Annotated in this window: 14 protein-coding genes and 1 pseudogene; 9 read left to right on the plus strand and 6 right to left on the minus strand. The window is 73.1% G+C overall.

Annotated features, from left to right (window positions below; translation table 11 throughout):
• Positions 1-23: 23 nt before the first annotated feature.
• Both ACIBTV_RS18660 and glpX read right to left on the minus strand, forming a co-directional pair.
• Positions 24-986 carry a DMT family transporter gene (locus ACIBTV_RS18660; protein WP_396706402.1) on the minus strand — a complete coding sequence of 321 codons (963 nt, stop codon included), beginning with the start codon at positions 984-986 and terminating at the stop codon, positions 24-26.
• Positions 983-2,014 carry a class II fructose-bisphosphatase gene (gene glpX / locus ACIBTV_RS18665; RefSeq protein WP_396706404.1) on the minus strand — a complete coding sequence of 344 codons (1,032 nt, stop codon included), beginning with the start codon at positions 2,012-2,014 and terminating at the stop codon, positions 983-985. The genes ACIBTV_RS18660 and glpX overlap by 4 nt, the downstream gene beginning before the upstream one ends.
• Here glpX and ACIBTV_RS18670 point away from each other — a divergent pair.
• The 4 genes from ACIBTV_RS18670 to ACIBTV_RS18685 all read left to right on the plus strand — a co-directional run bounded on the left by ACIBTV_RS18670 (position 2,013) and on the right by ACIBTV_RS18685 (position 4,891).
• Positions 2,013-2,168, plus strand: a complete 156-nt coding sequence (locus ACIBTV_RS18670; protein ID WP_396706406.1) for a hypothetical protein — start codon at positions 2,013-2,015, stop codon at positions 2,166-2,168. The genes glpX and ACIBTV_RS18670 overlap by 2 nt on opposite strands.
• Before the next feature lies 1 nt (position 2,169).
• Positions 2,170-2,808, plus strand: coding sequence for a DUF4245 domain-containing protein (locus ACIBTV_RS18675; RefSeq protein ID WP_396706408.1), 639 nt, complete (start codon positions 2,170-2,172; stop codon positions 2,806-2,808).
• Positions 2,809-2,984: 176 nt separating this feature from the next.
• Positions 2,985-3,788: a hypothetical protein gene (locus ACIBTV_RS18680; protein ID WP_396706410.1), complete on the plus strand. Its 804-nt coding sequence runs from the start codon at positions 2,985-2,987 to the stop codon at positions 3,786-3,788.
• A gap of 254 nt (positions 3,789-4,042) precedes the next feature.
• The gene (locus ACIBTV_RS18685; RefSeq protein ID WP_396706412.1) at positions 4,043-4,891 is read left to right on the plus strand and encodes a hypothetical protein; all 849 of its coding nucleotides are present in this window, start codon (positions 4,043-4,045) and stop codon (positions 4,889-4,891) included.
• A gap of 34 nt (positions 4,892-4,925) precedes the next feature.
• Here the strand turns inward: ACIBTV_RS18685 and ACIBTV_RS18690 are convergent, their stop codons facing one another.
• Together ACIBTV_RS18690 and xseA are read right to left on the minus strand one after the other, a co-directional pair.
• Positions 4,926-5,147 (minus strand): exodeoxyribonuclease VII small subunit, encoded by a 222-nt coding sequence (locus tag ACIBTV_RS18690; RefSeq protein ID WP_091592290.1) that lies wholly within the window; start codon positions 5,145-5,147, stop codon positions 4,926-4,928.
• Positions 5,148-5,181: 34 nt separating this feature from the next.
• Positions 5,182-6,348, minus strand: a complete 1,167-nt coding sequence (gene xseA, locus ACIBTV_RS18695) for an exodeoxyribonuclease VII large subunit (RefSeq protein WP_396706515.1) — start codon at positions 6,346-6,348, stop codon at positions 5,182-5,184.
• A gap of 207 nt (positions 6,349-6,555) precedes the next feature.
• Here xseA and ACIBTV_RS18700 point away from each other — a divergent pair, with 207 nt between their 5' ends.
• Both ACIBTV_RS18700 and ACIBTV_RS18705 read left to right on the plus strand, forming a co-directional pair.
• On the plus strand, positions 6,556-7,545 hold the full coding sequence (locus ACIBTV_RS18700; protein ID WP_396706414.1) for a 4-hydroxy-3-methylbut-2-enyl diphosphate reductase: 990 nt from the start codon (positions 6,556-6,558) through the stop codon (positions 7,543-7,545).
• Between the two features lie 41 nt (positions 7,546-7,586).
• A complete protein-coding gene (locus ACIBTV_RS18705) occupies positions 7,587-8,009 on the plus strand; it encodes a hypothetical protein (RefSeq protein ID WP_396706416.1) in 423 nt (140 codons plus the stop codon).
• A gap of 15 nt (positions 8,010-8,024) precedes the next feature.
• Here the strand turns inward: ACIBTV_RS18705 and ACIBTV_RS18710 are convergent, their stop codons facing one another.
• A complete protein-coding gene (locus ACIBTV_RS18710) occupies positions 8,025-9,188 on the minus strand; it encodes a DNA recombination protein RmuC (RefSeq protein WP_396706418.1) in 1,164 nt (387 codons plus the stop codon).
• A 54-nt stretch (positions 9,189-9,242) separates the two neighbouring features.
• Between ACIBTV_RS18710 and ACIBTV_RS18715 the strand changes: the two genes are divergently transcribed.
• Positions 9,243-10,034 carry a hypothetical protein gene (locus tag ACIBTV_RS18715; RefSeq protein WP_396706419.1) on the plus strand — a complete coding sequence of 264 codons (792 nt, stop codon included), beginning with the start codon at positions 9,243-9,245 and terminating at the stop codon, positions 10,032-10,034.
• A gap of 137 nt (positions 10,035-10,171) precedes the next feature.
• Here the strand turns inward: ACIBTV_RS18715 and ppc are convergent, their stop codons facing one another.
• Positions 10,172-12,958: a phosphoenolpyruvate carboxylase gene (ppc, locus tag ACIBTV_RS18720; RefSeq protein ID WP_396706421.1), complete on the minus strand. Its 2,787-nt coding sequence runs from the start codon at positions 12,956-12,958 to the stop codon at positions 10,172-10,174.
• A gap of 207 nt (positions 12,959-13,165) precedes the next feature.
• Between ppc and ACIBTV_RS18725 the strand changes: the two genes are divergently transcribed.
• Both ACIBTV_RS18725 and mfd read left to right on the plus strand, forming a co-directional pair.
• Positions 13,166-14,206: a S66 peptidase family protein gene (locus ACIBTV_RS18725; protein ID WP_396706422.1), complete on the plus strand. Its 1,041-nt coding sequence runs from the start codon at positions 13,166-13,168 to the stop codon at positions 14,204-14,206.
• A 482-nt stretch (positions 14,207-14,688) separates the two neighbouring features.
• Positions 14,689-18,171, plus strand: a pseudogene (gene mfd / locus ACIBTV_RS18730) (transcription-repair coupling factor); the annotation flags it as partial.
• Positions 18,172-18,265 lie beyond the last annotated feature (94 nt).

The raw sequence follows: 18,265 nt of genomic DNA on the forward strand, positions 1-18,265 counted from the left end.
CGGCGGGGCCCGGCGGCCGCACGTCAGCGCTGGGGTGCGAGAGCGGCGATGAGCACGGCGACCATGGTGAGGGCGGCGCCGAGCAGCGTGGTGAAGCCGGGGTGTGAGGCCGCCGTCGGCAGGACGACGTCCAGCAGGACCGCGCCGACGACCTGACCCGCGATCGTGGCGAGGCCCAGCAGGAGCACGCCGGTGTAGCGCACGATCGCGGCGGCGATTGCGATGAACACGATGCCGATGGGTCCGCCCAGGTAGAGCCAGGGCTCGCTGGGCAGGTCGCCGGTCGGCCAGCCACGGACCCCGACGTCGACGGCGAACGTGACGAGCAGGGCCGTCGTACCGACGGCGAAGTTGACCAGCGTGGCCGTCAGCGCGCTGTCGGCGGCGGCCCGGACCCTGCCGTTGACCGCCTGCTGCCAGGCGATGCCGATCCCCGCCAGCAGCGGCAGGACGGCCAGCGCCAGCGCGTCCGGCTCACCGAGCCGGTCGCTGACGGCGATCAGCACCGCGACCACGGTCAGCGCGGCCCCGGCGAGCCGCTGGCCGGTGATCGCCTGTCGGCCGGTCGGGCCGATGCCGGCCCGGTCGACGGCCAGGCTGCTGCCGGACTGGCCGGCGACCACCGCCACCGTGAAGACGGCCACCCCGAGGGTGCCGATGGTCAGCCCCTGGGTGGCCACGAGGAACGCGCCGCAGACGCCGCCGAGGCACTGCCACGGGCGCAGCGAACCGGCGGTGAGCGCCCGGCGGACGGCCACCAGGCCCCGCCGCCCGGTGGGGGTGGCCGGCACCAGGGCCAGCAGCACCAGCAGGCCCAGGCCGAAGGAGACCACGGCGGCGGCGAAACCGTCACCCAGGCGTACGCCCAACTCGCCGTTGATCCGTGACTGCACGGCGACGGCGACCCCGGAGACGCTCGCCAGGCCCACCCCGATGATCCGGCGGGTGGCCGGCAGGACGGGCCGGGCCGTGGTCCCCGTGCTCACTCCTGCTCGGCCAGGGGCCGGCCGTCGAAGTCGACGGCCGAGTAGAGCGCCAGCTTCTCCAGCCGGTGGTAGGAGTCGATCACCCGGATCGTGCCGCTCTTGGAGCGCATCACGATCGACTGCGTGTACGCCCCACCCGCCCGGTAGCGCACCCCGCGCAGCAGGTCGCCGGAGGTCACGCCGGTGGCCACGAAGAAGCAGTTGTCGCCGGTGACCAGGTCGTCGGTGGTGAGCACGCGGTCGAGGTCGTGCCCGGCGGCCAGCGCCTTCTCCCGCTCCTCGTCGTCCTTGGGCCAGAGCTTCGCCTGCATCACACCGCCCATGCACTTCAGGGCGCAGGCGGCGGTGATCCCCTCCGGGGTGCCGCCGATGCCCATCAACACGTCGACGTCCGACTCGCCCCGGGCCGCGGCGATGGCGCCGGCGATGTCGCCGTCGGAGATGAAGCGGATGCCCGCGCCGGCCCGGCGGATCTGGGCGACCAGGTCGTCGTGCCGGGACCGGTCGAGGACGCAGACCGTCACCTCGGAGATGTCGGTGCCCTTGACCCTGGCGATGCGGCGGAGGTTCTCCGCGACCCCGGCGTTGATGTCGACCACGTCGGCGTAGACCGGGCCCACGGCGAGCTTCTCCATGTAGAAGACCGCGCTCGGGTCGAACATCGCGCCCCGCTCGGCCACCGCCAGCACCGCCAGGGCGTTCGGCATGCCCTTGCTCATGAGCGTCGTGCCGTCGATCGGGTCGACCGCGACGTCCACCTCCGGACCGGTCCCGTCACCGACCTCCTCACCGTTGAAGAGCATCGGGGCGTTGTCCTTCTCGCCCTCGCCGATCACCACGACCCCGCGCATCGGGATCGAGTTGATCAGCTTGCGCATGGCGTCGACGGCGGCTCCGTCGCCACCCTCCTTGTCGCCACGGCCGACCCACCGGCCGGCGGCCATCGCCGCGGCCTCGGTGACCCGGACCAGGTCGAGGGCAAGGTTGCGATCCAGATTCTGCGGGATCCGCGTCCTGGTGTTGGTCATGACGGCTCCTCCTCGCGACGGTGCGGGGTGGACCGGCGCGACGGAGATCCGCGGCACCGGCTTCGCGCTGATCCTCACACGATGGCGGACCGGGCGCCGGGCCGGGGCGGTGATGGCCCGGATACCGCCGGTCGGGCGGCTGCGAGAATGGTGAGGTGGAAGCCGCACAGCCTGCCGACCGCGTACCCGCCGAGCCGACCCCGACCGACGGCCCCAGCCCGACCGTCGGCGAGCCGGCTCCGGTCCTCGCGGACCCGCCGGCGCCGCCGCCGGCCGTCGACGCCCGCCGGTCCGCGCGGTCGCCGAAGGACATGGCGATCTCCCTGCTGGTGCTCCTCGTCCCGATCGCCCTGCTGTTGGCGTTCTACCGGGGTTTCCTCGGCGGCGACCAGGCGAGCACGGTCGACCCCGCGCCCGCCGTGGAGCAGGCGCAGGCCGCCAACGCGTTCCCGGTCAGCCAGCCGGTCGACCTCAGCTCCGACTGGAGCACGGTCAACGCCAGATATCAGGCCGTCGAGGGCGGCGCGACCCTGCGGATCGGCTACGTGACCCCGGAGGGCCGTGGCGCGCAGCTGGTGCAGAGCAACGTCCCGGCCGAACGGCTGCTGCCGGCCGAGCTGACCGACCAGGCGCAGCCGCAGGGCCAGGTCGACCTGGCCGGGCGGTCGTGGCAGCGGTACACCGCTCGGCCGAACGAGCAGGCGCTGGTGCTGTTGGAGCCGGGCCGGACGGTGATCGTGGTGGGCGACGCACGGGACAACGAGCTGCGTCAGCTCGCCGGCTCGCTGCGCTGACCGGACGCACCGGGCCGGGCGCCGGCCCGACGGTCGCCCCGCACCCGGGTCGCGTCCGCTTCACCGGTGAACGTACGACGTCCCCCGGATGTCCGACCGGTCCGCTACGCTCCCTCGGCTGATGCTCGGGCGGTCATGCTGCTCGAGCGCTTTTCGTACCGAGAGAAGAGACGACCGTGAACATTCGACGGTGGAGCGCCGGCGTACTCGCCGCCACCCTGTTCATCCCCGCACTGGCCGCCTGCAACTCGAAGACCGACGAGCCCGCGGCCGGCGGCTCCCCCGCCGCGGCCGTTCCGGCCGACCCGAAGGAGGCGCTGCTCGCCTCGACGAAGGAGCTTGAGCAGGGCAACTTCACCTTCACCCTGGCCGCCGACGGCGTCACCGGCAAGGGTCTGATCCACAAGCCCAGCAACAGCGCGCAGATCACCATGACGATGAGCGACGGCGCCGAGTCCTCGATGGGCCTGGAGCTGATCTACATCGAGCCGGACAGCTGGGTGAAGCTCGACCTGGGCGAGCTGGGTGACATGATCCCCGGCGCGGCCGCGACGAAGGACAAGTACCAGCACCTCGACCAGTCCAAGATCAAGGACTCGGAGATGCTCAGCCTCAACATGGCGGACGTCGACCCGGGTGACAGCGCGAACCTGCTCAAGACCATCACGGACGTGCAGAAGACCGGGGAGGGCACCTACAGCGGCAAGCTGGACGTCTCCACCGTGACCAACTCCGACGCCCTGGACCAGGACCTGGTCAAGGCCCTCGGCGACCAGGCCAAGGCGCTGCCGTTCACGGCCAAGCTGGACGCCCAGGGTCGGCTGACCGAGCTGGTGATGTCGGTGCCCGCCGTCGGGGAGACCAAGGCCCACGAGATCAAGGTCACCTACGCCGACTACGGTTCCGCCGCCGCCGCGCAGAAGCCGTCGGCGGACAAGGTCGTCGAGGCGCCCGCGCAGACGTACGAGATGTTCAAGTAGGTCGCTACGACCACGACGGGGCGGCCTCGGCCGCCCCGTCGCGCGTTTCGGCGAGGATCACCCCGGTGGGGCAACCGGACAACGGGGTGATTGTGGGGCACGCCGGCAGGGAACAGGAGAGGGGCGGACCCCGGCCGGGCGCCGCCGAGGTGACCGGCCATCGGGCTCGCGCGGCGCGGCCGGAGGTGGTTGCGTCGCCCGGCTCCGGCTCCGGCGCCGCCAGCTGCGTCGGGTGACCCTTCTGGGAGACACAGATGACCGTACGACGACTCGGCGCCGGCCTGCTGGCCGCCGCGCTGTTCACTCCCGGGCTCGCCGCCTGCAACGCCGCCGGCACCCCGGGAAGCTCCGCCGCGCCGAGCGCCTCCGCCTCCGGCACGGCCACCCCGTCCGGCAGCTCCGCGCCGGTGGACGGTGACGCGAAGCAGGCCCTGCTCGCCTCGACCACGGCCATTCGGGAGGGCAACTTCCGGTTCACCATGAGCGGTGCCGGCAGCCGCGCCGAGGGGCAGGTGCACGAGCCGAGCCAGAGCGCCAGCATGCGGGTGGCCGTCGGCGACGCGTCCTCGGACCTGTCGATGACGCTCGACGTGATCCACTACCGGCCGGACAGCTGGGTGAAGGTGGAGCTGGGCGGCAAGGCGGCGGGCAGCGTACCCGGCCTGGACCGGCTGAACCTCGGCAAGTACCAGCACCTCGACCAGACCCGGATCAAGGGCAACCGCAACCTGGGCTTCGACTTCGAGAAGCTGGACCCGGCCGGCAGCGAGGTGCTGACCCAGAGCGTCACCGAGGTCCGGCGGACCGGCGACGGCGCGTACGCCGGCACCATCGACCTGTCGAAGGCCGCCCAGGCCGGCTCCATGGACGCCAGTGTGATCACCGCGCTCGGCCAGCAGGCCCAGTCGGTGCCGTTCACCGCGAAGGTGGACCCGCAGGGCCGGCTCAGCGAGCTGGTGGTGCAGATCCCCGCCGCCGGCCAGAGCAAGGCGCAGGAGGTCCGGGTCACCTACTCCGACTACGGCACCGCCAGCGCGGCGCAGAAGCCGCCGGCCAGCGAGGTGGTCGAGGCGCCCGCGGAGCTCTACAACCTGTTCAACTGAGCGGCCGACCCTGAGGAGCCGGCGTGCCGGCTCCTCAGGAGGTCTGCTCCTGGCGCGCGGCGTCGATGCGGGCCCGGGCGCCGTCCAGCCAGCGCTGGCAGATCACCGCCAGGGCCTCACCGCGCTCCCAGAGCGCCAGCGACTCCTCCAGCGACGTGCCGCCGGCCTCCAGCCGCTCCACCACGGACGCCAGTTCGGCGCGCGCCTGCTCGTAGCTGAGCCGCTCGTCCGGCCCGGCCTTCGTCTCGTCAGTCATCGGCCCCATTCTCCGCACCCGCCGGCGTGCCGGCTCACCCGTCCACCGTCGCGGTCAGTTCACCCTCGGCGAGGCGTACCCGCAGCGGATCGCCCTTGCCCACCTCGCCCGCCGCGCGCACCACGTGCCCGTCGCTGCGCTGGACGATCGCGTACCCCCGGTCGAGGGTGGCCGCCGGCGACAACGCGCGCAGTCGGGCCAGGGTGTGCCGCAGCTCGTCCTGGGCCCCGTCGAGGCGGTGATCCAGACAGCGGCCGGCGCGCTGACGCAGCGCGGTCAGCTCGGTGGCGCGCTGGTCGACCATCACCTGCGGGCGGGCCAGCACCGGCCGGGAGCGCAGCAGGTCCAGCCGGTGGGCCTCGCGGTCGACCAGGTTGCGGACGGCGCGTTCCAGCCGCGACCGGGCCTGACCGATGAGGCGTACCTCCTCGGTCAGGTCGGGCACGATCCGCTTGGCCGCGTCGGTGGGCGTCGAGGCGCGCAGGTCGGCGACGTAGTCGAGCAGCGGGGTGTCCGTCTCGTGGCCGATGGCGCTGACCACGGGCGTGCGGCAGGCGAAGACCGCCCGGCAGAGCGCCTCGTCGGAGAAGGGGAGCAGGTCCTCGATGCCGCCGCCGCCCCGGGCGATGACGATGACGTCGACCGCCGGATCGGCGTCGAGCACCTTCAGCGCGTCCACGATCTGCGGCACCGCGCTCGGACCCTGCACGGCGACGTTGACGGTGCGGAACTCCACCGCCGGCCAGCGCCGCCGGGCGTTGGTCAGCACGTCCCGCTCGGCCGCCGAGGCCCGGCCGGTGATCAGGCCGATCCGGTGGGGCAGGAACGGCGGCCGACGCTTGCGGGACCGGTCGAACAGCCCTTCGGCGGCGAGCAGCTTCTTCAGCTTCTCCAGCCGGGCCAGCAGCTCACCGAGGCCCACCTGGCGGATCTCGTCGGCGCGCAGGCTGAGCGTGCCCCGGGCGGCGTAGAACTCGGGCTTGGCGTGCAGCACGACCCGGGCGCCCTCGCGCAGCTCCGGGGCGCCGGTGTCGAGGACGTCCCGGTTGGTGGTGACGGTCAGGCTCAGGTCGGCCGACGGGTCGCGCAGGGTGAGGAAGACCGTGCTCGCCCCGGGACGCCGGCTGATCTGCGCGACCTGCCCGTCGACCCACACCCAGCCGAGCCGCGCGATCCAGGCGCCGACCTTCTGGCTGACCACCCGGACCGGCCACGGCTCCTCCGGCGTGCTCCGCCCGGCCTCGTCGGTACTCACCCGCCCACCCTACGGTCCACCTGGGTGATCAAGAAGTTTGCGTCGTCCGCGCCGCCTGTCCTGACGTCGAACTCTTGATCACCGGGGTCGGGACGGGTGGCGGGCGACGGGCGTGGAAGGCGGCCGCGGGGGCCCGGCACGTACGATGGACGGGTGACTCAGGCTGAAGCGACTTCCCGGACCGGTAAGCGCGTGCTCCTGGCCAAGCCTCGCGGCTACTGCGCGGGCGTCGACCGCGCGGTGCAGACCGTGGAGGAGGCGCTGAAGCTCTACGGCGCCCCCGTCTACGTCCGCAAGCAGATCGTGCACAACAAGCACGTCGTGCAGACGTTGGAGGCCCGTGGCGCGATCTTCGTGGAGGAGAACGAGGAGGTGCCGGAGGGCGCCACCGTCATCTTCTCCGCCCACGGGGTGGCCCCGGAGGTCTACGAGCAGGCCCGGGAGCGCTCACTGAAGGCGATCGACGCGACCTGCCCCCTGGTCACCAAGGTGCACCAGGAGGCCAAGCGGTTCGCCGCCGAGGACTACGACATCCTGCTGATCGGCCACGAGGGGCACGAGGAGGTCATCGGCACGGCCGGTGAGGCACCCGCCCACATCCAGCTGATCGACGGCCCGGAGGACGCCGACCGCGTCACCGTGCGCGACCCGGAGAAGGTCGTCTGGCTCTCCCAGACGACGCTCTCGGTCGACGAGACGATGGAGACCGTGGCCCGGCTGAAGAAGCGGCTGCCGCTGCTGCAGTCGCCGCCGAGCGACGACATCTGCTACGCGACCTCCAACCGTCAGCACGTGGTCAAGCAGATCGCCCCCGAGTGCGATGTGATGATCGTCGTCGGGTCGCCGAACTCCTCCAACTCGGTACGCCTGGTGGAGGTCGCGGTGGACGCCGGGTCCCGGGCCGGCCACCTGGTCGACTTCGCGCACGAGATCGAGGACGCGTGGCTCGAGGGCGCGCGCACGGTGGGCCTGACCTCCGGCGCGAGCGTCCCGGACGAGCTGGTGCAGGAGGTGCTGGCGCACCTCGCCGCGCGTGGCTTCGCCGACGTCGAGGAGATCACCACCGCCAACGAGCGGCTGACCTTCTCGCTACCGCAGGAGCTGAAGCGGGACATGCGGGCCGCCGCGGCGGCCCGCGGCTGAGCGCGGGAACGCCGGGCCGGCCCCGTACGTCCGATATCGGTATGAGGACCCTTCGGCTCGCCGTCGTCGCCGTGGCCGCCGCCGTGGCGCTCACGGCCTGCGGCGCGAACGACACCAGCGCCCCCACGCCCACCCCCACGACGGGAACAGCCCCGGTGACCGAGCAGCCGTCCAGCCCCGCGGCGTCCACACCGCCGGTCGGCCCGAGCGTCACCTCGACTCCGGCCCCCGCCACCGGTGCCCCGACGCCGAAGCCCGGCGGCGGCCAGTCGCTGACCGGCCGGATCACCGCCGGCGTCGAGCCGGGCTGCTTGCTGCTCGACAACCACCTGCTGATCGGCGGCCCGAAGGACGTGCTGGCGGTAGGGGCCCGGGTCACCGTCACCGGGCGGGTGGTCGAGGACATGATGACCACCTGTCAGCAGGGCACACCGTTCGTGGTGGAGACCGCCAAGCGGTCGTGACGGCGGCCGCCCGCGTCAGCGGGCGGTCACCTCACCGTCGGAGGCGTCCAGCAGCTCCGGCGCCTGCGGCTGCCGCGGCGCCAACTCCACCTGGGCGGGCGCGGCCAGCTCCTGGTCGGAGACGCCCAGCTCGGCGAGCTTGCGCGCGCTGACCAGCACCCGCGCCTCCAACGAGCCGACCGCCCGGTTGTACGCGGTCACCGCGCTGCCCAGCGCGGAGCCCAGCTTGCCGACGTGGTCGCCGAGCGTGGCGAGGCGGCCGTGCAGCTCGCGGGCGAGCGAGCGGACGGCGGTCGCGTTGCGGGCCAGCGCCTCCTGCCGCCACGAGTAGGCGACGGTGCGCAGCAGCGCGACCAGGGTCGCCGGGGTGGCCAGCACCACGTTGCGGGCGAAGGCGTGCTCCAGCAGCGTCGGGTCGCGCTGGAGGGCGACGTCGAGGAACGGGTCGGCGGGCACGAACAGCACCACGAACTCGGGTGTGCTGTCGAAGGCCGCCCAGTAGGACTTCGCGGCGAGCGCGTCGACGTGCGCCCGCAGGTGCCGTGCGTGCGCGTCGAGGTGCCCGTCCCGACCGCGCTCGTCGCGCGCCTCCATCGCGGTCAGGTAGGCGTCGAAGGGCGCCTTGGCGTCGACCACCACCGACCGCCCGCCGTGCAGCCGGACCACCAGGTCGGGGCGGACGCCCTGGTGGTCGGTGCTCGCGGTGACCTGCTCGGCGAAGTCGCAGTGCTCCAGCATGCCAGCCGCCTCGACGATGCGGCGCAGCTGGTGCTCGCCCCAGCGGCCCCGCACCTGCGGCGCGCGCAGGGCTGCCACCAGCTGCTTCGTCTCGGTGCGCAGCTCACCCGAGACCGCGCTCATCGAGCGGACCTGCTCGCGCAGTTCGGCGTAGGCGTCGACCCGGTCGCGCTCCAACTCGGCCACCCGCTGCTCGTAGCGGCGCAGCGTGTCGTGCAGCGGGGCGACGGCCCGGGCCACCGCCTCCTGGGACTGGGCGGTCGCCTCGTAGCTCAGCGCCCGCATGGACTGCTCAAGCCGGCCCTCGCCCTCCCGGGTGGCCCGCAGGGTCGCGTCGAGTCGGGCGATCTCGGCCGCGGAGCGGGACCGGGCCGCGAACCAGCCCACCGCGCCGCCGGCGCCGAGGCAGAGCACCACCACGGCCAGCGTCGGGAAGTCCATCACCGAAGCTTGCCAAACGCGTACGACGTTGCGGGCGTGGGTACCGTCGTGTTCATGGAACTTCTGCTGCTGGCCATCCTGCTGGCACTGCTGGCCGGGGCGTTCGTCTGGTGGCGTCGCGAGGCCGCCGTGCGGGAGGGTCGCGCGATCGCCGACGCGCGGGCGGACGCTCAGCGCTGGTACGAGCGCCTGGGCGGTCAGGTGATGAACCTGCACGGCGACGATCCGGCCGTCCGGCAGGCGCTGGTCGACGCCGGTGAGCGGTACAACGCGGCCGGTGGTCAGCTCGAACAGGCCCACACGGTGCAGCAGTACCGGCTGGCCCGGGAGACCGCCCTGGAGGGGCTCGCGTACGCCCGGGCGGCCCGGGTCGCGCTCGGCCTCGACCCCGGCCCCGACCTGCCCCCGCTGGCCGCCGCCGTGGGTGCCGGCCAGTTGACCCGGGAGCGGCAGGTGGAGGTGCAGGGCCAGACCTTCAAGGCCGGGCCGCAGCCGGGGCGGGACACGCCGTACTACTACCCAGGTGGTCGCTACCAGGGCCGGTCGGTGCCGGCGGGTTGGTACTCGACGCCGTGGTGGAAGACCGCGCTGGGGGCCGGCGCGGGCGTGCTGGGTGGCATGTTGATCGCCGACGCGCTCTTCTCCCCGGCGTTCGCCGACCCCGGCTACGGCTACGACGCCGGCTACCAGGAGGGCTTCTCCGACGGCGCCGACTTCGGCGACGGCCAGGGCGGTGACTTCGGCGGTGGTGACGCCGGCGGCGGGGACTACGGCGGCGACTTCGGCGGGGGCGACTTCGGCGGTGGAGATTTCGGCGGGGGCGATTTCGGCGGCGGGGACTTCTGAGCGCCGCCGGGTCGCGGCCGGGCGGAGCACCGTGCCGGTGGCGGCCCCGGCGGGGCGATGGTCGGAAAGCGTGATGACTCTGCGGCACAGCTGTGCCGCAGAGTCATCACATGCTCGGGGATCATCCCCGCAGCCCGTCAGCCGGTGTTGCGCATCCCGGCGGCGATGCCGTTGACCGTGGTGAGCAGGGCGCGCTCCAGAGCCGTACCGTCGCCGGGGGCGCGTCGACCGCCCGGCGCCGTCGCCACCGCCCGGCCCGCGGCCCCGGAGTCGCGATACTGCTGGAGCAGCGCCACCTGAAGGTGGTGCAGCGGTTCGAGGTAGGTGTCGCGCACCGCGAGGGTGCGCTGGAGGACCGGAGAGTTCTCCAGCAGCGCGGGGGACGCGGTCACCGCGAGGACCTCGCGCTTCGTCAGCTCGTACTCCTCCTCGATCTTGTGGAAGATCGGGTGGAGCTTCTTCGGCACGAGCGTCTCGACGTACCGGCGGGCGATGGTCAGGTCCGTCTTGGTCAGCATCATCTCGACGTTCGACAGGAACGTCCGGAAGAAGTGCCAGTTGCGGTGCATCTCGGACAGCACGTCGGCCAGGCCCGCCTCGCGCGCCGCGGCGAGCCCGGAGCCGACGCCGAACCAGCCCGGCACGATCTGCCGGGTCTGCGTCCAGCCGAACACCCACGGAATCGCCCGCAGCCCGGCCAGGCCGGCGCCCGTGTTGGGCCGCTTCGCCGGGCGGGATCCGATGTTGAGCGCGCCGAGCAGCTCGGTGGGGGTGGACGCCCAGAAGTACGCGGGCAGGTCCGGGTCCTCCACCAGCGACCGGTACGACCGGAAGGCCGACTCGGACACCACGTCCATCGCGGCGTCCCAGCGCTCCAGCATCTCGGCGGGCTGCCGGGGCGCGGTGTGCAGCAGGGTGGCCTGGAGCACCGCGGCCAGGGTCAGCTCCAGGTTCTCCCGGGCCAGCGAGGGCAGGGTGTACTTGTCGGAGATGACCTCGCCCTGCTCGGTCACCTTGATCGCGCCGTCGAGGGTGCCGTACGGCTGGGCGAGGATCGCCTCGTGCGTCGGCCCGCCACCGCGCCCCACCGTGCCGCCGCGGCCGTGGAAGAGGCGCAGGTGCACGCCGTGCCGGGCGGCCACGTCACGCAGCGCCCGCTGGGCCCGGTGGATCGACCACTGGCTGGTGGTGATCCCCGCCTCCTTGTTGGAGTCGGAGTAGCCGAGCATGACCTCCTGCACGTCGCCGCGCGCGGCGACCAGCGCCCGGTACGCCGGCAGCGACAGCAGCTCGTCCAGCAGCTCCCCGCCGGCGTTCAGCTCGGCCGGGGTCTCCAGCAGCGGCACGAACCCGATCCGGGCGCGGCCGGTGTGCACGTCCACCAGGCCCGCCTCCCGGGCCAGGACCACGGCGGCGAGCACGTCGTCCACGCCGAGGGTCATCGAGATGATGTACGACTCGATCACCTCGGTGCCGAACCGGTCCTGCGCCTCCCGGATCGTGCCGAAGACGTCGAACGTCTTGCGGGCCGCCTCGGTCAGCGGGGTGTCCAGCGTGGAGAGCGGCCGGCGGCCGGTCAGCTCGTCGGCGAGCAGCTTGGTGCGCTCCAGCCGGGTCAGCGACGGGTAGTCGGAGACCTCGCCGACGGCAGCGTAGAGCTGGGTGAGCACCTCGTGGTGCTTCTCCGCGTGCTCCCGCACGTCCAGGGTCGCCAGGTGCAGGCCGAACGCGGAGACCGTACGGATGGTGGAGGCGAGCCGGCCGACGGCGGTGAGCTGACCGGAGTTGCGGGCCAGCGAGGCGCGCAGCAGCTCCAGGTCGGCGATCAGCTCGGCCGAGCCCCGGTAGTCCCGACCCGGCACGTGGGCGGTGCCCTGGCGCAGCCGCTGCCGCGTGTTGGCCAGCTTCGCCTTCACGCAGCGCGCCTTCAGCCGGTAGGGCTCCTCCGCGTTGACCCGGCGGAACCGGGGCGCCACCTCGGGGAGCGCGTCCAGGTCGGCGGCGAGGCTGGCGGAGAGGTCCAGCGACACCCCGCGCAGCCGGCGGCTGACGGACACCTCGTTGATCAGGTGGTCCATCGCCTTCTCGGTGGCCTCGATGCCGTGCTCGTGCTGGATGCTCAGCACGTCACGGGTCACCGCCGGGGTGACGAAGGGGTTGCCGTCCCGGTCGCCGCCGATCCAGGTGCCGAAGGTCAGCGGCCGGGCCGTCGGCGAGGTCTCCACGCCCAGGGCTCGCAGCGTGTCGGCGAGGTCGTCGAGGACCTGCGGGGCCGCCTCGGCGTACAGGTCGCGCAGGTAGTAGATCGCGTTGCGCGCCTCGTCGGTCGGGTCCGGCCGGTCCAGCCGCAGCTCGTCGGTCTGCCACATGAGGTCGAGCAGTTCGGCCAGCCGGCGGTTCGCCGGTCCCTCGTCGCTGGCGCCGTAGAGGATCGCGTTCGTCGTCTCGGCGTCCAACTCGTCGGCGATCGCGCGCAGCTTCGACAGGATGGACCGGCGGGCCGCCTCGGTCGGGTGCGCGGTGAAGACGGGCCGTACGGCCAGACGGCGGGCCACGGCCGCGATCTCCTCCGACGGCACGCCGCGCTCGGCGATCATCTTCGCCGCCTGGTCCAGCCAGCCACCCTGCACGGCCCGGCGTCGCCGCAGGTCACGGGCCCGGTGCACCTGCTCGGTGATGTTGGCGAGGTGGAAGTAGGTGGAGAAGGCGCGGGCCAGCTTGGTGCCGGTCGTCACGTCGAGGGCGCCGAGCCGCTGAGCGGCGGCCGGGGCGTCGGAGCGGACCTGTGCGCGGATCTCCTCGACCAGGTCGAGCAGGGGCCGGCCCTCCTGGCGGGCGAGGGTCTGCCCGAGCAGGGTGCCGAGGCGCCGGATGTCGGCCCGCAGTGCGGCGTCTGGGCCGTCGTGGTCGTGCTGGTCGGTCACGGTGCGCTCCTCACGTCGCTACGAAGGACAGCGCTGTCCGACTCCCTGGATGGTATCCGCGCGGACGGGTATGTAAGGAGGGGCCCCGGGAGATCGCCTTCCACCGTCGGCGCGTCTTTCGGCTGCGCCGCTGGTCCGGCCTTCGACGTGCCGGGGTGATCTGGGCCACCGGCCGAATCCCCTTGACCGGCCGGCTAACTTTCGATCATGGTGCCACCGCGCTATCCGCCGAAGCCGCGACCCGGCGACCGGGTCGCCGTCGTCTCGCCGTCCGCCGGGCTTCCGGCGATCTTCCCCGAGGTGTACGAGCTGGGCCTGCGCCGCCTCCGCGAACTCTTCGGCTTGGAGCCGGTGGAGTATCCGACCACCCGCGTGCTGGGCGCCGACCCGCGTGACCGGGCCCGGGACCTCACCGCCGCCTTCGCCGACCCGTCGATCACCGCGGTGCTCGCCACCGTCGGCGGGGACGACCTGATCACGGTCACCCCACACCTGGACGACGGGGTGATCGCCGCCAACCCGAAGCCCTACTTCGGCTACTCGGACAACACCAACGTCCTCAACCACCTCTACCGCCTCGGCATCGTCGGCTACCACGGCGGTTCGGTGCTGGTGCACCTCGGGCGGCCGGGCGCGCCGCACCCGCTGACCTTCGACTCGCTGCGCGCGGCGCTCTTCACCCCCGGCTGGTACGAGCTGACCCCGGCCAGCGAGTGGGGCGACCAGCCGAACGACTGGCGGGACCCGGCCACGCTGGCGGACGAGCCGGTGATGATCCCCGGCGAGGGCTGGCGCTGGCAGGGCCCCGAGACCGTGGTGCGGGGGCGCACCTGGGGCGGCTGCCTGGAGATCCTGCACTGGCTGGCGGCGGCGGACCGGATCCCCTCCGCCGCCGACCTGGCCGGCTCGGTGCTGGTCTTCGAGACCTCCAACGAGCTGCCCCCGGCCACGGAGGTCTTCCGCATCCTGCGCAACCTGGGCGAGCGTGGTCTGCTCGCGGCCTTCCGGGCGGTGCTGGTGGGGCGACCCAAGGCGTGGGACTTCGACCGCCCGCACACGCTCGACGAGCGGCGGGCCTGGGCCGAGGACCAGCGAGCCGCCGTGAACCGGGCACTGGCCGCGTACGCCGACGACCCGGTCGTGGTCTTCGACGTCGACCTCGGCCACACCGACCCGCAGCTGATCATCCCGTACGGCGGTGAGGTGCGGGTCGACGCCGTCGAGCGACGGATCTCGGTGCGCTACTGACCGGCCGCGTTCGGGTCAAGATCCGCACAACATCTCGGACGTGGTGGTGTCGAGGCCGACGAGAGGCCACAACTTCCCCGAAGTCGCGCGGTGCTGCCCGGACACCGGCGCCGGGGCGCTGTCGCGGGAGACGGGTGGGTGTCGGTTACCGGAGATAGGCTGGCAGTCGTGCACCCCCCGTCCGGCCGGACGCGGGGGATCAGTCGTGTGCGCCGAGCCGCACCACGCGCGTCGACTTCGCGGGAAGTGATCACATGCTCACCGGACTGTTCACCGCCGCCCTGGCCGATCCCGGGCTGGCCCGGGCGCGTGACCTGGCGCGCTCCGGTGCCGCGCAGGTCGACGGGCTGGACATCACCGCGCCGCCGGCGCTGCGCCCCTTCGCGGTGGCCGCCGTCGCGGCCGACCCCGCCGACGACACCGCAGCCACCGCCGCCGACCGCGCCGCGAAGGCCGTCGACCGGGCCGCGGCGCGTGGAGCGGGCGGGGGTGCCGGGCGACCCGTGCTGGCGGTGACCGCCACCACCCGGGAGGCCGACGACCTGGCCGCCGCGCTGGGCAGTCTGCTCCCGGCCGAGCAGGTGGCGGTCTTCCCGTCCTGGGAGACGCTGCCGCACGAGCGGCTGTCGCCCCGCTCGGACACGGTCGGCCGCCGGCTCGCCGTGCTGCGCCGGCTCGCCCACCCGGAGGCGGCCGACGCGCACGGCCGCACCGGGCTGCTGCGGGTCGTCGTCGCGCCGGTTCGCTCGCTGCTGCAGCCGCAGCTGAAGGGGCTCGGTGACCTGGAGCCGGTGCAGCTCGCCGCCGGGGTCGAGGCCGACCTGGAGGAGGTCGCGCGCCGGCTCACCGACATGGCGTACGCCCGGGTCGATCTGGTCACCAAGCGCGGCGAGTACGCGGTGCGCGGCGGCATCCTCGACGTCTTCCCGCCCACCGACGAGCACCCGTCCCGGATCGAGTTCTGGGGCGACGAGGTGGAGGAGATCCGCACCTTCGCGGTCGCCGACCAGCGGACGATCGAGCAGGTCGCCCAGCTCTGGGCGCCCCCGTGCCGCGAGCTGCTGCTCACCCCCGAGGTGCGCCGGCGGGCCGCGGCGCTGGCCGAGCAGCACCCGGAGCTGGCCGAGATCCTGGACAAGCTGGCCGAGGGCATCCCGGTCGAGGGGATGGAGTCGCTGGTGCCGGCGCTGCTCGGCGACGAGAGCCTGGAGCTGCTGTTGGACACCATGCCGGCCGGCACCCACGTGATCCTCTGCGATCCGGAGCGGATCCGCACCCGGGCGCACGACCTGGTGCGTACCTCCGAGGAGTTCCTCCAGGCCAGCTGGGCCGCCGCCGCCGTCGGTGGTCAGGCCCCGGTCGACCTGGGCGCCGCCGCCTTCCGGAGCCTGGCGGACGTCCGCGCGGCCGCCGGCAAGCGGGGCCAGCCGTGGTGGACGCTGTCGCCGTTCGGCCTGGCGGAGGCGGAGGCCGCTCCGGCACGCCAGCCGTGGGAGGACGCGCCGGAGGAGGTCGGCGTCACCCCGGACGACGCGATCGCGGTGACGCTGGCCGCGCAGCCGGCGCCGCTCTACCACGGGGAGACCGCCCGGGTCGTGGACGATTTGAAGCGCTGGTCGGTCGAGGGCTGGTCGATCGCGCTGGTCTTCGAGGGGCACGGCCCCGCCCAACGGGCCGTGGAGGTGCTGCGCGACGCCGGGCTGGGCGCCCGGCTCACCGAGACGGTGCCGGAGGCGCCGGTCCCCGGCGAGCTGCTGGTGGCCTGCGGGTCGCTGGGCGCCGGCTTCGTCGACGAGGCGTCCCGGTTCGTCCTGCTCACCGGCAACGACCTCACCGGCGGGCGGGGCGCGTCCACCCGCGACATGCGCAAGATGCCCAGCCGGCGGCGCAACACGATCGACCCGCTGGAGCTGAAGGCCGGCGACCACGTGGTGCACGAGCAGCACGGCATCGGCCGCTACGTGGAGCTGGTGCAGCGTACGGTCAACGGCGCCTCCCGGGAATACCTGGTCATCGAGTACGCCCCGAGCAAGAAGGGTCAGCCGGGCGACCGGCTCTTCGTCCCCACCGACCAGCTCGACCAGCTCAGCCGCTACGTCGGCGGCGAGCAGCCCACCCTGCACAAGATGGGCGGTTCGGACTGGCAGAAGTCGAAGGCCCGGGCCCGCAAGGCGGTCCGCGAGATCGCCGCGCAGCTGATCCAGCTGTACGCCGCGCGGAAGGCGTCGAAGGGGCACAACTTCGGCCCGGACACACCCTGGCAGCGGGAGCTGGAGGACGCGTTCCCCTGGCAGGAGACGCCCGACCAGTTGGCGGCGATCGAAGAGGTCAAGCGGGACATGGAGCAGACGGTCCCGATGGACCGGCTGATCTGCGGTGATGTCGGCTACGGCAAGACGGAGATCGCGGTCCGAGCGGCGTTCAAGGCGGTCCAGGACGGCAAGCAGGTGGCCGTGCTGGTGCCGACGACGCTCCTCGTGCAGCAGCACTACAACACGTTCGCCGAGCGGATGAGCCAGTTCCCGGTGACCATCCGGCAGTTGTCCCGGTTCCAGACGCCGAAGGAGGCCGAGCAGACCCTGGCGATGGCCGCCGAGGGCACGGCCGACATCGTCATCGGCACCCACCGGCTGCTGCAGGCGGCGACCCGGTTCAAGTCCCTCGGGCTGGTGATCGTCGACGAGGAGCAGCGGTTCGGCGTCGAGCACAAGGAGCACCTGAAGACGATGCGCGCCTCGGTCGACGTGCTGAGCATGTCGGCCACCCCGATTCCGCGGACGCTGGAGATGGCGATCACCGGCATCCGCGAGATGTCCACCATCGCCACGCCGCCGGAGGAGCGGCACCCGGTGCTCACGGCCGTCGGGGCGTACGACGACCGGCAGGTGGCCGCCGCCATCCACCGCGAGTTGCTCCGTGACGGTCAGGTCTTCTACCTGCACAACCGGGTGGAGTCGATCGATCGGGCGGCGCGGCGGATCCGGGAGCTGGTGCCCGAGGCGCGGGTCGCGGTGGCGCACGGTCAGATGAGCGAGGAGGCGCTCGAGAAGGTCATGGTCGGCTTCTGGGAGAAGGAGTTCGACGTCCTGGTCTGCACGACCATCGTGGAGTCCGGCATCGACATCCCGAACGCCAACACCCTGATCGTGGAGCGGGCCGACCTGCTGGGCCTGGCCCAGCTGCACCAGATCCGGGGCCGGGTGGGCCGGGGCCGGGAGCGGGCGTACGCCTACTTCCTCTACCCGGCCGACAAGCCGCTCACCGAGAACGCGCACGAGCGGCTGGCCACCATCGCCCAGCACACCGAGTTGGGCGCCGGCATGTACGTCGCCATGAAGGACCTGGAGATCCGGGGCGCCGGCAACCTGCTCGGCGGTGAGCAGTCCGGGCACATCGAGGGCGTCGGCTTCGACCTGTACGTGCGGATGGTCGGCGAGGCCGTGCAGGCGTTCAAGGGGGAGCGTCCGGAGGAGGAGGTCGATGTCAAGATCGACCTTCCGGTCGACGCGCACCTGCCGCACGACTACGTCGGGGTGGAGCGGCTGCGGCTGGAGATGTACCGCAAGCTCGCCGAGGCGCGCGACGAGGAGCGGCTGCGCGAGGTCGTCGCCGAGATGACCGACCGCTACGGTGAGCCGCCCGCCCCGGTGCAGAACCTGGTCGCGGTGGCCCGATTCCGACTGCTGGCCCGCCGCTATGGGCTCACCGACGTCAGCATGCAGGGCAAGCACCTGCGGTTCAGTCCGCTGCCGTTGCCGGATTCGAAGCAGATGCGGCTCAAGCGCTACCACCCGGACTCGGTCTACAAGCAGGCCACCGACCAGGTCAGCGTGCCGCGGCCGAGCACCCGCCGGGTCGGTGGCGAGCCGCTGCGCGACCAGGCGCTGCTGGAGTGGTGCGCCCAGCTCCTCTCCGACGTGCTCGGCGAGCCGGCCCCGGCCGTCCCGGCGGGGGCGAGCGCCTGACGCGTCAGGCTCCTGCCGATTGAGGAAGGTGTCGGCGCCCGGGTGGCGGCGGCACCTTCCTGGTCGTGGTGCCCAGGCCCTCGGGGTGGGGGGC

The sequence above is a fragment of the Micromonospora sp. NPDC049366 genome (assembly GCF_044466625.1).
Taxonomy (GTDB): domain Bacteria; phylum Actinomycetota; class Actinomycetes; order Mycobacteriales; family Micromonosporaceae; genus Micromonospora.